The following is a 13,012-nucleotide window of genomic DNA, read 5'->3' as shown; positions in this document are numbered from 1 at the left end:
ACTGGGATGTGCTTTTGATTTGAGTTAGTGGCGGAGCGGACGGGACTCGAACCCGCGACCCCCGGCGTGACAGGCCGGTATTCTAACCAACTGAACTACCGCTCCACATAACTTGGGTGTGCGCTTTTCGATTAATGGCGGAGCGGACGGGACTCGAACCCGCGACCCCCGGCGTGACAGGCCGGTATTCTAACCAACTGAACTACCGCTCCACATAATCGAGAATTGCATATATAACTAAAATGGCGGAGCGGACGGGACTCGAACCCGCGACCCCCGGCGTGACAGGCCGGTATTCTAACCAACTGAACTACCGCTCCGAAGCCTTTTTAGTTATATCATTGAAATTGGCGGAGCGGACGGGACTCGAACCCGCGACCCCCGGCGTGACAGGCCGGTATTCTAACCAACTGAACTACCGCTCCGCATTTTCAATGTTATCAGTGAGTTACTTGAGTAGGTTATACCCCGTGCCCTCACTGCGGCGCAGATAATACGTATTCGCCCTAACAGAGTCAATGCTTTTTATTAATAAAATTGCCTTCTTGGTGCTGTTTGCATGATAAATAATCACAATGTTGAAATAAAAATCAGTGGTGATTATTTTTAAATCAATCTGCACCTCACCACAAAGGTAAGCACTCCCCCCACATTTTATGATTTTTTCTTAAATACTGAAAATAGTTTTGCCAGCCCTTTCGGTTCATCATCTAACGATATATCTCGTTCCGTCGCTGCCTTCTTTTGTGCGTTGACTGGTTTGCCCGTTTTCTTTTTGCGCATCAAAATAATGATAATGGCAGCGACAATCCCAATAAGCAGAATGCCGCCATTGACTGACACAAGCAATATCATCATGGTTTTTGAATCCATCTCTTCACTTGTTTCACTCATCACCGGCGCGGGTTGGTCTACCGGCTCAGCTTGTTCACTATCGGGTATCGCGGTATCGCTTCCATCAACAATGGGGTCTTTACCGTCAATAAGTGGGTCAATAACTTCAGGCTCAGGCTCGTTAGCCAAAAAACTGTACTCTGGCACATCTAATATAAAGTCTCTTCCGTCAGTAGTTGTACCGTATGCGGTGAGCTTTACGCGGAAAATACCTTCTTCATAGGCTACGATAAGATGTTCTCTGGCATTATCACCGCCTTCTGTCAGAGAGAAATTTTGAATATCGGTATTCGGAAACCTTACCTTTCCATCAATAAGCAGCGACGAGATGTCTACTAAGTCTCTATCAACGTCAATAATTAGTTTATGATAACCCTCACCACCGCCATCAAGTTCTACGTCGATGTTAACCGGATTAGAATAGAGTATTATTGGCTCACTCACCTGTTCTCGTGTGTACATTGGCGTACGCACTCTAAATACAGGCTTCCATTCGCCCGAGGATAACTTCAGATTAAATTGCCCGGTAAACACGCCATCGCCAGGGCGCTCATCCATACCCCGACCATTATCTTCAAATTTCGCTATCTCTTGGTCGTTTGAACCGAAATTATCAAAATTAGGGTTGTTGGTGCTTACAAACTCAATATCTAAATTAACAACATTTCTAAACGCTGCATTATCAATGGGTTTTCCTGCATTGGTTAGGTATGCGGTTGATTTTAAGATTTCACCGGAAAAAAGAATGCTCGGTAGCGGGTCTGCGTGCAGTTCAATATCAGACACCACCATGACTCTGCTATTAGGTAGCACCTGCCCGACAGCTTGCCATGGGCCCGGAACCGGGTTTTTGATTGTGATCATGTCAAACGTGTCGGCATCGAACCACGTTATCTTTTCGTCGTCAGCCTTACTCTGGAAAAACTTCGAACCATCAGGTCTCACCAATACCACTGGCGCTGAACCATATTCGCGAAAGAAAATCATGGTGATTTCTTCCACGTTATAATCAACCCTGAAGCGGTTTTGTAGCAGCGCTATCGAGTTTTGGTACTCGTCTCCTAATGTTTCAATCGGCTCTACAGCATTACGTTGGGACGTTTGCGTTTCTGGTGCGTTAGAGGCGGGGGCCGTTTCCTGCGCTACGACGGAAAAGCTCAACAACACCATCACGGCCGCTATTAGCTTGTTATTTATCCCAATTGTCACGCATACACTCCTGTTGTCGATTCTGTAGCGCCAAGCACATCGTTATGATGCATCCTCACTATCTGGACGCCATAAACACTTGCCCCCTGCCTTTTTTACCATATCAAGGCGCGCTTCATGTTGTTGTAATTCATCGGCGCTTGCTTTAATAACCTTTAATTTATTTGTTGTCCTATTGATTGCTCTAATCGCGTTGGTATCGTTATCACCACTTCCGGTGGATGCCAATTTGAGTTTGGTCTGTCCGCCCGTCATCAGTAAATAAACGTCAGCCAAAATCTCGGCATCTAATAACGCGCCGTGTAATTCTCGGTGACTATTATCAATGCCATAACGTTTACAAAGTGCATCAAGGTTATTTTTCTGGCCTGGGTGAAGTTGCCGCGCTAAAACCAATGTGTCTAGCACGTCACACATATTTTTCGTTACAACGCCCTTAGTGCCACTTTCCATCGCGAATTCATGATCCATAAAGCCCACATCGAACGGAGCGTTATGAATGACGAGCTGTGCACCACGAATGAAGTTAATGAAATCTTGCGCGACATCAGAAAACGTAGGTTTATCAACAAGAAATTCGTTAGTAATACCGTGGACCTCGATGGCCTCTTGTTCAATTTGGCGACCGGGATTGATATAAACATGAAAATGGTTACCGGTAAGGCGCCTATTGACCACCTCTACACAACCAATTTCAATGATGCGGTGGCCTTCTTTAGGATCGATACCCGTCGTTTCGGTATCTAGAATTATCTGTCGCATACTTCCTCTGCTGTTTTCTGTCGCTTTTTGATAGTATATCAATCCCTTCGCTTCAGACTAAGGGAAATGCCGATTTAACGGGTAATAAATTTTTAAGGACTTCGCGTGACGCAAAAAACAATCCATATCTTTACCGACGGTTCATGTTTGGGCAATCCAGGTCCTGGCGGATATGGCGCTGTATTAGTCTATAAACAACATAGCAAAGAATTGAGTGATGGGTTTGCTCATACAACCAATAATAGAATGGAATTACTGGCGCCAATAGAAGCGCTAAATAGCCTCAATGAACCCTGCCAAGTAGAGCTGACTACTGACAGTCAGTATGTAAAAAACGGTATCAACCAATGGATCCATAATTGGCGAAAAAACGGCTGGCGTACATCAGATAAGAAACCAGTAAAAAATGCCGATTTATGGAAACGGTTAGATGAAGCGGTAAAAAAACATAGTGTGAATTGGCATTGGGTGAAGGGACATTCAGGTCACCCTGAAAATGAGCGCTGCGATAAACTAGCGAGAGCCGCTGCCGAGGCTAACCCCACGCAAGTTGATGCGGGCTTTGTAGGATAACAAAGCCCATACGGCTTATTTCCATTCAACGACGATTTTTCCCATCGTGTCGTTATTTTCTAATCGCTCGTGGGCAATACCAACTTGGTCGATACCGTAAACCGTATCAATGTTTACGTGTAATTCATTGCACGTAAACGCATCTAAGCAAGCCGTACTAAACGCCTCGATTAACGCTGTTTTGTAACTATCATCTCGATTTCTAAGCGTAGTACCTTGGAGGGTGGCGCGTTTTTGTAACAACAGGCCCATATCCAACTTATCGGCAAAACGCCCCGCCAACATTGCGAGCTGCACTATCATGCCATCCCGTGCAAGTACTTTTATGTTTCGATTAAGGTAATCGCCGCCGACCATATCTAAAACCATCGCAACACCAGATGGCCAACGCTCGCCCAGTACATTTGCGAAACACGATTCCTTATAGTTAATAAGCACACTGGCCCCATTCTCTTGACACATGGCCAGTTTTTGACTGCTTGACGCGGTGGCGGCCGCCTCTACACCCCAATGTCGGCACAATTGTAAAGCAGCTAACCCGACGCCACTGGCTCCCCCGTGAATAAGCACTTTTTCAGCGGGCTTCACATGAGCAATGGTGCGAAGACACTGAAAAGCTGTTAAAAATACTTCGGCAAGCCCGGCTGCGGTAGAAAATGCCATTCCTTCAGGAATCCGCATAAGATGAGTAGGGTTAACAACAACCTCTGACGCGTATCCGCCCCCAGCAACCAAACCAAACACCTTATCACCCACCTTCCATTGGCTAACCTTTTCACCAACGTCATCAACGATGCCCGCTACCTCTAGGCCAAGTATTTCGCTTTCTCCTGGCGGCGGCGGGTAATGACCTTGTCGCTGTAGCGTATCTGCACGATTAACGCCAAAGGCATTGACCTTAACTTTTACGAAATTTTCAGGTGTAGTTAATGATGAACCATGGCGAATCGAAAGTGCGCGTGGCGCACATCCTTTTTCAAAATCTACAAACTGCACTACACTCTCCTTAAATTACGTGCCATTGCGAAACACGATGCGGCGAACGCCTTCTTTGGTTAATCGTGTTTATTACGCTAACTAGTACGGATAAAGACAATAAATGGTGCATTAATGCCTATTCGCATACATTGCTGTTTACGGTTATACTCCGCGCCTCGCTGGGTTGGTGAATACCACACTGCCCCACGCCCTTTAATGAAACTATAAACCATAGAGTACACCGAATGTCAGCACAGGTCATTTTATCACCAAACAGAGACAAATCACTTCGTCGTCGCCACCCTTGGGTGTTCGATAGCGCGGTCGCTACCGTAAAAGGAAAAGCACGCTCGGGTGATACCGTCGACGTTTACGACACCAAAGGTGAATGGCTAGGCCGCGGTGCATACTCACCAAGCTCTCAAATACGAGTAAGAATGTGGACATTCGATATAGATGAAACCATCGATAATGGTTTCTTTTTACGTAAAATGGAAACGGCACTATCACTACGTAAACGCTTGTTTGATCCACAACAAACGAATGCATTTAGATGGATCGCGTCAGAAAGTGATGGCCTACCCGGTGTAACTATCGACTTATATGACAATGTAGCGGTGGTTCAATTACTCAGTGCGGGTGCGGAAAAGCACAGGAAGAAGATAGTTTGGGCTATTACTAAGCTCCTTCCTGGTACCCATGTTTACGAACGTAGCGACGTTGATGTAAGAAAAAAAGAAGGGCTAGAGCCAGTCACTGGCGTGCTTGCAGGAGAGCCTCCGATGCAAGTTACCATTAAAGAAAACGGGCTTTCCATTGTTGTTGATATTGAAAACGGCCATAAAACCGGCTTTTATCTTGACCAACGTGATAGCCGCGCCACTGCCGCGCACTATGCAAAAGATGCTCACGTACTGAATTGCTTCAGCTATACGGGTACCTTCTCGTGTTTTGCCCTCGCTGGTGGTGCTAAATCTGTGACTAATGTCGATGTGTCAGAGCCCGCTCTTGCGCTTGCAAAACATCACGTTGAGCTAAATAACCTTACCGATGGCGACAGCTACTATGTGAATCAGGACGTATTTAAAGCGCTTCGCGAATTTCATGAAGGAAAACAGCAGTTCGACATGGTAATACTCGACCCACCTAAATTTGTCGACAGTAAGGCAACCCTGACACGCGCGTCACGCGGGTACAAAGACATCAACATGTATGGCATTCATGCCGTTAAATCAGGCGGATTACTGCTAACGTTTAGCTGTTCTGGGTTAATGCCTGCTGACCTGTTTCAAAAGATCGTTGCCGATGCAGCACTAGACGCAGGCCGTACCATCAAGATTATAGGCCGTTTAGGTCAGGCTGCTGACCACCCTATTATTGGTACTTACCCTGAAGGCTACTACTTAAAAGGCCTCATTTGTGAAGTGACTGACTAGTCGTTTCACAACCTTTGCGTGTACAAATACTACTTTCTGTGTTTGCCTGAAAGCACAGAAAGTAGGCGTAACCCATTTTATCGATAGCGCACGCTGTCACGCTGCTACGCCCTTTCTCATCTCTTGCTCTAAAAGCGTGACGTCGTGAGAGACAGCTGCACGTTTTGTTCTCGCAACTTCCTTCGAAATTTCAATACGTTTCCATACGCGCTCATGAAAATAAAAAGCGACGGTATTTATTGCTGGTTCAACAAGCGCTACAGCACCGCCTACCACAACACTGCCGGTTAGCAGGTAAGCAACCATGAACGCTACAGAAAAGTGCATAACGGCAAAGGTAACAGTCTTTTTCATTTTAGGTTTGGCCTTTATTTAATCAAATTAAGATAATGAGAATTATTATTATTTAATAAAAATAAAGACAATTAAATTACTCGAATAGTTCCATCGAGTAATTTAATGAAGGACAACAAACAGTGCTGTGTGTTGTCAGTAGGATATGTCTACTTCATTTCGGTAATTTCGACACCAACTACACAGCTAGAGTCTGTGTCTGGTTCACAGCGAACCACGGTAGCTAGCGCTGCGAGCGAGGGTATTTGCGAACTTGACGACTCTATCGCGACACTCACCTGCGTACCAATTTCGATAGAGGGTTCATCTACCTCCAATGACATACCTGTCGCGCTGATGTCTTTGCACATTGCCTGCATCGTGCGACTTGATTCATCGTCGGTAACCTCTAACTGACAAGGCGAATTAACCATCATCCTGAAAAAATTTCGCTTATCATCGTATCCCAACATGTTTACTTCTCCTGATTTCTAGCCTAAACCTCATGACCTACTTCTTTGTTATAGGGTGAGGTTAAACTATTGTCAATCTGGGCGACTACATATTGTTCGATTATTTTAAATTTGCGCTGGCGTAATGTGTAAACCGAGCTATAACCGGGCTAAAAATCTTGCAAATACAATGTAATGCGCTTGGCTGAGATGGGATACGCCGTGCCAAGCTGCTGAGCGAACAACGATACTCTCAATTCTTCAATCATCCAGCGAACCTCAGTAAGCGCATCGGGCACTTTACCTTTAGGATATTTCCCGCATGTTTTTTCCCATTCACTTATCGACTTTTCCACCGTAACTTGGTGCATACGATCTTTGTTTGGGTCGATCGGCAGTTTATCTAATCGTCTCGCAAGCCCCTTAATATATCGGTTCCAGTCATCTAAGCGAGCCTCACCAATAGACGAAACAAAACCAGGGAATACCAGTGCGGCCAAATGCGCCTTACAGTCGCCTAACGCGTTAATCATTGTAAGCGGCACATTGCCTTTCATCTGCTTTTGACACTGGTGCGCTAGCGTTAAGCCCTGTTCTACCTGTTGTGCTATCTCTAGCACACGGTCATTAATGTTTGCTCTGACAACATCGACACAGGCGTTAAACTCGCTTTTTGTGCGAATATCGGTGTTATTCGCATGGCAAAAGTCTGAGACTAACGCATCGATACCAGCAAAGATACAATCATCAATGAGTGCTTTAACCTGACCAAACGGATTAAAGTACAGCCCTAGTTTTGCCTTATTAGGCAACTTATTTTGAAGGTAATTAAGTGGCGAGGGCATTGCATTTTTAATCAGTACATTTACACCTTGGCGATGAGTGGTTTGCGCTTTTTCCGCTTCGTCAATGAGTGCTATGTCGACCTTATCCCCGCGTTGAACTAATGCCGGAAATGCCTGAACTTCGAACCCTCCCACCTTTTGTACGAAGGTATCGGGCAAGTGGTCAAAATCCCACTGTTCAATGTTGCTGCGCTCAAGCCCTGGTGTCGCGGCTTTTTCAAAGGTTTCTTTCACATGTCCAGCACACGTCAATTTTAGTGCGTGTAAATCGTCACCAGTGGCAAGGTCATCCCCGTTGTCGTTAACAACCGTAAAGTGTATCTTCAAATGCTTATCGAGCGCGTCAAGATTCCAGTCTTCAGGTTCAATAACAATCCCCGTCATTTTACGCAGCTTATCTGACACAGCTTCTATGATGGGGACCGGTCGGTTATTTTTATCGGTATCGCTAATATCTGCTATGCAAGCATCAGCAAAATTAGGGGCCGGTACAAAATTTCGGCGCAAACGTTTCGGTAGGCTTTTTATCATTCCCACAATCAGCTCGTGCCTAAGGCCCGGTACCAACCAATCAAAGCTGACGTCATCCACCTGATTTAATACTGGAAGTGGAATAACAACCGTTACGCCATCATTTTCTGCATTTGGCTCAAAGTTGTAGCGAAGAGGAAGGGTTATATTTCCTTGACGCCATACATCTGGGAACGCGTTGGCAACAGATTGTGCAGGCTGTTGTCGATAAACATCCTCTTCGGTAAACGTGAGTGCTTTGTTATTCCCAAACTGTTTAAACCATTTTTTAAATGACGCGTCGTTATTCGCCTCAACGGGAATGCGTTTTGCGTAAAAACTAATGAGCTCCTCATCATCAACCAATAAATCTCTACGTCGGGTCTTTTGTTCGAACTCATCAGCTTGCTCTAATAACGACTGATTCTCCTGCAAAAAACCGTAATTAAGTTTTGTGTTCCCTGCGACTAACGCCTCTCGAATGAAGAGTTCGTGACAAAGCGGCGGGTCGATAAGGCTGAATACTTTCGCGCGTTTCATGACAATTGGTAGTCCGAAAAGCGTTACCTTTTCAAACGCGATCACTGCACCACGTTTTTTAGACCAATGAGGCTCTGAATAACTCGATTGCGTCACATGGCCTGCAAGCGGCTCAACCCATGTTGGGTCAATTTTCGCTACCATTCGGCCGAATAATTTTGACGTTTCAACCAGTTCAGCCGCCATAACCCATTTGGGCTGCGACTTTGCTAACCCTGAGCCAGGAAAAATCATAAATCGCGTATTGCGCGAGCCTAAGTACTCGCGATCTTTGTCTTTGAACCCTAAGTGCGAAAGCAACCCACTTGCAATAGCCTGATGAATGGCTTGATAATCAGCCTCATGCTTTACAATTCCAAAGCCTAACTCTGCAATAGACTTTTTCAGCTGACTTACAATATCTTGCCACTCACGCATACGTAAGTAGTTGATAAATTGTGTCTTACACCATTTTCTAAGATGATTTTGGCTTAGTGCGTTTTGCTGTTCTCTAAATGCAGTCCAAAGATTGAATAGGCTGATAAAGTCAGAATCTTTGTCTGAATATTCATTATGTTTTTCGTCCGCTTGTTGACGTTTATCTTGCGGCCTTTCCCTTGGATCTTGAATAGATAGGCCAGCCGCAATAACCATCACTTCATTGACGGCATTGGTTTTTTCTGCCTCGATCACCATACGTGCATAACGAGGGTCAACAGGAAGTCTTGCAATCTGACGCCCCATTTTAGTAAGTTGCATCTTTCCTTTTTGCTTGGTGATTGCTTGAATCTCTTCTAGTAGACGAAAACCGTCATTAATATTTCTATTATCCGGCGGCTGTACAAAAGGAAATGCTGCTATATCACCAAGGCCAAGCGCTAGCATTTGCAGTATGACTGAGGCTAAGTTTGTTCTGAGTATTTCAGGATCGGTAAACTCTGGGCGGCCGAGGTAGTCTTCTTCGCTGTATAAACGAATACAGATACCGTCCGATACTCGACCACAACGCCCTGCTCGTTGATTCGCTGAGGCTTGAGAAATCGGTTCGATAGGTAACCGCTGTACTTTGCTTCTTGCACTGTAGCGAGATATCCGCGCCATACCAGGGTCAATGACGTACTTAATGCCCGGTACGGTCAATGAGGTCTCAGCAACGTTAGTTGCCAACACAATACGTCGACCGCTATGAGACTGGAAAATCCGATTTTGTTCTGCTGCCGATAAACGGGCATAAAGCGGTACTATTTCAGTGTTACGGTACTGCTGCTTGCTTAACGTATCTTGCGTATCGCGTATGTCACGTTCACCACTTAAAAACACCAAGATATCACCCGGTGCTTCACGCATAAGCTCATCAACAGCGTTGACAATGGCATCAGCTTGATCTCGTTCTTCATCGCCATTTTCAGGCTCATGGTAACGGATTTCTACGGGGTAAGTTCGACCACTTACTTCGATGATGGGCGCATTATTAAAGTGCTTCGAGAAACGCGCTGGATCGATAGTCGCCGACGTAATGATAAGCTTCAGTTCAGGGCGTTTATCGAGAAGCTGGCGTAAATAGCCTAATAGAAAATCAATATTTAAACTGCGTTCGTGCGCTTCATCGATAATGATGGTGTCGTATTGATTTAGAAAGCGGTCTTGTTGCATTTCAGCGAGCAACATACCGTCAGTCATCAGCTTTACGTAACTTTGGTCACTCACCTGGTCACTAAAGCGAATTTTAAACCCAACTTTTTCACCAAGCGGTGTATGCAGTTCTTCTGCAATGCGGCTTGCCACACTTCGCGCGGCGAGTCGTCGAGGTTGGGTGTGCGCAATCATTCCTGACACACCCCGCCCTAATTCTAAGCAAATTTTTGGAAGCTGCGTTGTTTTCCCGGAGCCGGTTTCACCTGCCACAATCACCACCTGATTGTTGGCGATTGCCGCTTTAATATCTTCTTTCTTATCACTTACGGGTAAAGGCGGATAGTCGACTGACGGAAGGTTCGCTTTTCGCCACCGGCATTTTTCAATTGAACGCTCAATATCGCTTTTTAATTTTTCATATTGAGCATTAAGCGCTTCATTGGCATCAACATTTTCACCTGACGCTTTATTATTAACCGATTTAGCTAGCTGAGACACGCGGCGTTTAAGCCTAAACCTGTCTGCATTCATACAGTCGTCTAATTGTTTAAAAAGCGGTTTTATAGCAATAGCTGAAGACAAAATAGCATCCTACTGAAAAACGAATAAGGTGGTATTCACCTTGAATGAAAAAGATGGCGCGCAGTGTTAATCACGCACACACCGCTAGCAATATGCATTGCTAAGCCGCGATGCGCGCAGATCGTAGAAGAAGCTGCGGTAAAAATCTAGCGCTATTTAATACCGAAAAACGTAATCAATTGATCACCCCTTTTCGCTGTAGCACTTAAATGACAACAAGCGACCGTTGTTTTCGATTAGTCGGCAAGCGAATCATCATGTGGGGCAGTAAAGCGTGGAAAGCCAAATGCAATCGCAAGCAAGCCAAACACAAAGATAAGCATGGGATACCAGCAGTACGGCGTAATGGCCAATGGTGAAATACCTACCACAGCCGCCGCACTAAGCAATTGCGCACCATAAGGTACTAAGCCCTGGAAACTACATGAAAAAATATCCAGTAAAGACGCCGTTCGACGAGGGTCAACACCATATTTTTTGTTTAAATCACGGGCAATGGGGCCTGCTGTTACAATGGCGATGGTATTGTTCGCGGTGGTGATATCAAGAAAACTAACCAACCCTGCAATACTAAACTCTGCCCCTTTTTTACTTGTCACCCTTCGGGTCAGCCTATCAATAAGCCAAGTAATTCCACCATTGGCATGCATAAGCGCCACAATGCCGCCTATAGTAATGGCTATCATGGCAAGATCTTGCATCCAGCCCATACCTTTTTGAATACTCTGCATCATACTTAATACCGTAAAGCTATCCTGAATAAGCCCCACAATACAAGCACTTGCAATACCAACACCCAATACGCTGATAACGTTAAACCCGCTTAGCGCAAAACCAATGATGCAAAGGTAAGGTAAAATGCGCCATACGTTATATTCCTGTGTCTCAACGATCCCCGAGGTATCTACATCAACGCACAGAAGCAGTATCATAGTGACGATACAGGCAGGCAATGCGACCATTAAGTTTGCGCGAAACTTATCTTTTAACCGCACCCCTTGCGTTCGGGTAGCTGCAATGGTGGTATCTGACACAAATGATAAATTATCGCCAAACATCGCGCCGCCGACAACGATGCCTAGCGCCATCTCTATAGGTAACCCCAAGCTAGTGGCTACGCCAGCGCCAATGGGTGATAAAGCAGTGATCGTGCCCATCGATGTTCCCATCGCAAATGAGATGAAACAACAAATAAAAAAGAGCCCAGGCAATATCATTGCTGAGGGAACAAACTGTAAGGCCATATTCACCGTTGCGTCCCGTGCACCAATATCAATGGTCACCGCGTAAAAAGCGCCCGCTAGTAGAAATATCAACACCAACAGTATTATATTTTTATCGCCTCCTCCCTTACAGAACGTTGACACCTTTTCAGAGAAGCTAACCCGCTCACCTTTTGGGTTCAGGCACAGCCCATAACCTGCGCTGATAAAAAATGCCACTAATATTGGCATCGACGTTATGTCGTTAGTCACGACACCGGTAGCAACCACTAGGATGACAAATAATAAAATAGGCGTTAGCCCTAAAGGGTTAGGCAATACGGGTTTGGTTTGAACCACTACACACTCTTTTTTACGCTTAATATGAAGCGCTAGAGAATAAAAGGTTTTGTGCTGCTTTTAAAGGAGGTTGATAGACTGAATGGTATTTACTTATGAAAACATCGCGTTGTAAACGAATAAAGAATAGCGAGCAACGGCTTGCTATTCTTTATTGCAGAAAACTCACAGGACTTATTACACTATCCAGCTTTCTGATACCCATCTCTTAACTGTACATCAATAGCTTTAAGTACAGCGCTTCGATTGATACATCCTTGCAATACACCGTCATCATCGACGACTGGATACACCCTGGGTTTTTCTTTGATGAGTAATTGGGCTAGTTCTATCACTGACATGTACGGTTTTATCGTCATAACGGGGGTTTTCATAATATCAGCCACCCTACAGATTTGTTCGCGGTAATAACTAGAAGCGATCATTTGGGCAATGCAGTCTTGTTCCGATAAAAAACCTACCACTTTACCCTTTATATCAACAACTGGTCCTCCGCTTTGTCCGCTTGTTAACAAGACCTCGACAGCCTCAGCAACAGGCATTTCAATGTGCAGTTTTACGGGGTGAGTGTTCATATAATCACTGACTTGCAACGATTCCATTTATATCTCCCAGCCGTTTTATCCTATTACTAACACAACAGACCTAGGCATGACGGCATTTCTTTTGTTTACAATGAGTGTAAAGGCTTCCCCTTCAATTATCAGCGTAGTCGGATAAAA

10 protein-coding genes and 4 tRNA genes are annotated in these 13,012 nt (G+C 45.1%); 2 read left to right on the top strand and 12 right to left on the bottom strand.

The annotated features are described in order from the left end of the window. Nucleotides 1-28 precede the first annotated feature (28 nt). The 6 genes from ACOJRU_RS07485 to dnaQ form a co-directional block, all read right to left on the bottom strand. Nucleotides 29-105, bottom strand: a tRNA-Asp gene (locus tag ACOJRU_RS07485). Nucleotides 106-135: 30 nt separating this feature from the next. Further along, a tRNA-Asp gene (locus tag ACOJRU_RS07480) sits at nucleotides 136-212 on the bottom strand. 31 nt (nucleotides 213-243) lie between these two features. Continuing rightward, a tRNA-Asp gene (locus tag ACOJRU_RS07475) sits at nucleotides 244-320 on the bottom strand. 28 nt (nucleotides 321-348) lie between these two features. Beyond that, nucleotides 349-425, bottom strand: a tRNA-Asp gene (locus ACOJRU_RS07470). Between the two features lie 229 nt (nucleotides 426-654). Beyond that, nucleotides 655-2,064, bottom strand: a complete 1,410-nt coding sequence (locus ACOJRU_RS07465; protein WP_421134740.1) for a TIGR03503 family protein — start codon at nucleotides 2,062-2,064, stop codon at nucleotides 655-657. 81 nt (nucleotides 2,065-2,145) lie between these two features. Then, entirely contained in the window at nucleotides 2,146-2,865 is a 720-nt protein-coding gene (dnaQ, locus tag ACOJRU_RS07460) for a DNA polymerase III subunit epsilon (protein ID WP_421134390.1), read from the bottom strand. Between the two features lie 105 nt (nucleotides 2,866-2,970). On the opposite strand from dnaQ, the gene rnhA reads away from it, so the two are divergent. After that, nucleotides 2,971-3,438 carry a ribonuclease HI gene (rnhA, locus tag ACOJRU_RS07455; RefSeq protein ID WP_421134389.1) on the top strand — a complete coding sequence of 156 codons (468 nt, stop codon included), beginning with the start codon at nucleotides 2,971-2,973 and terminating at the stop codon, nucleotides 3,436-3,438. Nucleotides 3,439-3,453: 15 nt separating this feature from the next. Here the strand turns inward: rnhA and ACOJRU_RS07450 are convergent, their stop codons facing one another. Next, nucleotides 3,454-4,434, bottom strand: coding sequence for an NAD(P)H-quinone oxidoreductase (locus tag ACOJRU_RS07450; RefSeq protein WP_421134388.1), 981 nt, complete (start codon nucleotides 4,432-4,434; stop codon nucleotides 3,454-3,456). 227 nt (nucleotides 4,435-4,661) lie between these two features. Here ACOJRU_RS07450 and ACOJRU_RS07445 point away from each other — a divergent pair, with 227 nt between their 5' ends. Next, nucleotides 4,662-5,852, top strand: a complete 1,191-nt coding sequence (locus ACOJRU_RS07445; protein WP_421134387.1) for a class I SAM-dependent rRNA methyltransferase — start codon at nucleotides 4,662-4,664, stop codon at nucleotides 5,850-5,852. Between the two features lie 96 nt (nucleotides 5,853-5,948). Here the strand turns inward: ACOJRU_RS07445 and ACOJRU_RS07440 are convergent, their stop codons facing one another. The 5 genes from ACOJRU_RS07440 to ACOJRU_RS07420 form a co-directional block, all read right to left on the bottom strand. Further along, entirely contained in the window at nucleotides 5,949-6,206 is a 258-nt protein-coding gene (locus tag ACOJRU_RS07440; protein ID WP_421134386.1) for a DUF2061 domain-containing protein, read from the bottom strand. A 149-nt stretch (nucleotides 6,207-6,355) separates the two neighbouring features. Further along, a complete protein-coding gene (locus ACOJRU_RS07435) occupies nucleotides 6,356-6,658 on the bottom strand; it encodes a PilZ domain-containing protein (protein ID WP_421134385.1) in 303 nt (100 codons plus the stop codon). 149 nt (nucleotides 6,659-6,807) lie between these two features. After that, nucleotides 6,808-10,728, bottom strand: a complete 3,921-nt coding sequence (hrpA, locus tag ACOJRU_RS07430) for an ATP-dependent RNA helicase HrpA (protein WP_421134384.1) — start codon at nucleotides 10,726-10,728, stop codon at nucleotides 6,808-6,810. 236 nt (nucleotides 10,729-10,964) lie between these two features. Continuing rightward, on the bottom strand, nucleotides 10,965-12,290 hold the full coding sequence (locus ACOJRU_RS07425; RefSeq protein WP_421134383.1) for a Na+/H+ antiporter NhaC family protein: 1,326 nt from the start codon (nucleotides 12,288-12,290) through the stop codon (nucleotides 10,965-10,967). 182 nt (nucleotides 12,291-12,472) lie between these two features. After that, nucleotides 12,473-12,892, bottom strand: coding sequence for a CBS domain-containing protein (locus tag ACOJRU_RS07420; RefSeq protein ID WP_421134382.1), 420 nt, complete (start codon nucleotides 12,890-12,892; stop codon nucleotides 12,473-12,475). Nucleotides 12,893-13,012 lie beyond the last annotated feature (120 nt).

The organism is Alteromonas algae, from assembly GCF_049117195.1.
GTDB lineage: Bacteria > Pseudomonadota > Gammaproteobacteria > Enterobacterales > Alteromonadaceae > Alteromonas.
This window is presented reverse-complemented; position numbering and strand designations above follow the sequence as displayed.

Coding starts and splice junctions, on each gene's coding strand:
- ACOJRU_RS07465 (WP_421134740.1), bottom strand. CDS start 2,064: ATGGTGTTGTTGAGCTTTTCCGTCGTAGCGCAGGAAACGGCCCCCGCC.
- dnaQ (WP_421134390.1), bottom strand. CDS start 2,865: ATGCGACAGATAATTCTAGATACCGAAACGACGGGTATCGATCCTAAA.
- ACOJRU_RS07445 (WP_421134387.1), top strand. CDS start 4,662: ATGTCAGCACAGGTCATTTTATCACCAAACAGAGACAAATCACTTCGT.
- ACOJRU_RS07440 (WP_421134386.1), bottom strand. CDS start 6,206: ATGAAAAAGACTGTTACCTTTGCCGTTATGCACTTTTCTGTAGCGTTC.
- ACOJRU_RS07435 (WP_421134385.1), bottom strand. CDS start 6,658: ATGTTGGGATACGATGATAAGCGAAATTTTTTCAGGATGATGGTTAAT.
- ACOJRU_RS07420 (WP_421134382.1), bottom strand. CDS start 12,892: ATGGAATCGTTGCAAGTCAGTGATTATATGAACACTCACCCCGTAAAA.